Source organism: Kitasatospora sp. NPDC057518 (assembly GCF_042802075.1).
Lineage (GTDB): Bacteria > Actinomycetota > Actinomycetes > Streptomycetales > Streptomycetaceae > Kitasatospora.
Genome location: NZ_JBHVEU010000788.1, coordinates 1 through 1,443, shown reverse-complemented (window position 1 = coordinate 1,443; position 1,443 = coordinate 1). Strand labels below are relative to the sequence as shown.

The 1,443-nt window shown below is 73.3% G+C and carries 2 protein-coding genes; both read left to right on the top strand.

All coding sequences use genetic code 11. From position 1 onward, the window contains the following. Window positions 1-286: 286 nt before the first annotated feature. Window positions 287-415, top strand: a complete 129-nt coding sequence (locus ACFU7Z_RS39420) for a hypothetical protein (protein ID WP_255357452.1) — start codon at window positions 287-289, stop codon at window positions 413-415. 20 nt (window positions 416-435) lie between these two features. Next, window positions 436-1,377: a phosphotransferase family protein gene (locus ACFU7Z_RS39415; protein ID WP_380782984.1), complete on the top strand. Its 942-nt coding sequence runs from the start codon at window positions 436-438 to the stop codon at window positions 1,375-1,377. Window positions 1,378-1,443: the final 66 nt, after the last annotated feature.

Below are 1,443 nucleotides of genomic sequence, written 5' to 3'. Positions count from 1 at the left end.
CACCGGGAGGGCGGGCCCGGCCGCGTCCCGAACCGGGTCGGCGCGGCAGTACGGCGACACGGCAGCGTGGCGGAATCGGCGGAATCCGGCGCGCCGCCCCAGGAGAGCACCAACCAGCTCGCCACGGGCGACTTCCCGGCCGTCATCGGCGACTGCCACGCCGTCCGCGACCTCCAGACCCACACGAGCATCGCCCCGCTGCCGGCTGAGGGAGTTCCCGCAACTGCCGGAGCTGGTCGCCCGGCACTACGCCGGCATCGTCGTAGAGGACGGCCTCCTCCTCGACGTGGGCTGCTCGACCGGTACCCTGATCCGCACCCTGGCGGAGCGTCGCCAGGGCAGCAGGGCCGGGTCCGGCCAGGCCATGACGGCCCAGAAGTACACCTGCTTCGAGGGCTTCCTGGCCGTCAAATGACAAACAGAGGAAGGTTTCTGGTGAGGCTTCCCGCCACTGGACAACTGATCGACCAGGACGTCACGGACGGGCTCGCCGAACTCGCGGGCTCGCTCGGCTACACCCCGCCCGTGGTGCTCAGCAGCGGCGTGGAGTTCCTCGTCTACCGGGCGAGCCCGCTGAGCGGCGCGGCGCACGAGGACGTGGTGCTGCGCGTGCCGCGCGCCCGTACGTTCCACACCGCGAACAACGTCGGCGTCGGCGCGGACGGCCTGCTGGAGCAGGAACTCCGGATCACCCAGTGGCTGGCCCCGGACGGCTTCCCGGTCGCCCGCGCCCTGGGCATCGAGTACACCCGGACGGGCACGCCGGTGCTGCTCTCGGTCTTCGTGGACTCCGACGCCCAGGCACCGGACTGGTCCGAGGTCGGGGCGCTGTTCGCGGCGCTGCACGCCAAGCCGGCCCCGGACCTGGCGCCCGTCGTCCAGTACGGCCGGCCCGTCCCCGACCTGCTGGCGCAGCGGCTGCCCGACCGGTTCGGCAGGCTGCTGGACCTCCGCCCGGGCCTGGGCGAGCTGCCCGAGCGCGCGGCGATCGCGGCGCGGCTCGCCGAGGCGTCGGCCGAGCCCGCGCTGCTCCACCTGGACCTGCGCCGGCAGAACCTGCTGTGCAGCCAGGGGCGGGTGGCCGCGCTGATCGACTGGTCCAACGTGCTGATCGGCGACCCCGCGATGGAACTGGCGCGGATGTCCGAGTACGCGCTCATCCCGGAGAACGGCCTGGACGAGCGGGCGATCCGCCAGGGCTACGAGGCCGCGGGCGGGAAGTCCTCCGTCACCCCCGTGGCCGACCTCCTCTACCGGCTGGACGCGGCGGTGATGCTGGCCCTGGTCTTCATCTCGGTGGCGCCGGACCCGCAGCTGGGGCCGGTGCAGACGGCACGGGTGGTCGAACTGCTGCGGGAGCTCGCCGACGTGTGGTGACGGGTCCTGGGTGAGTCCCTCACCCCCTCGCCACCGGACGACGGAAGGGACCGAGGCCCTCTGCGG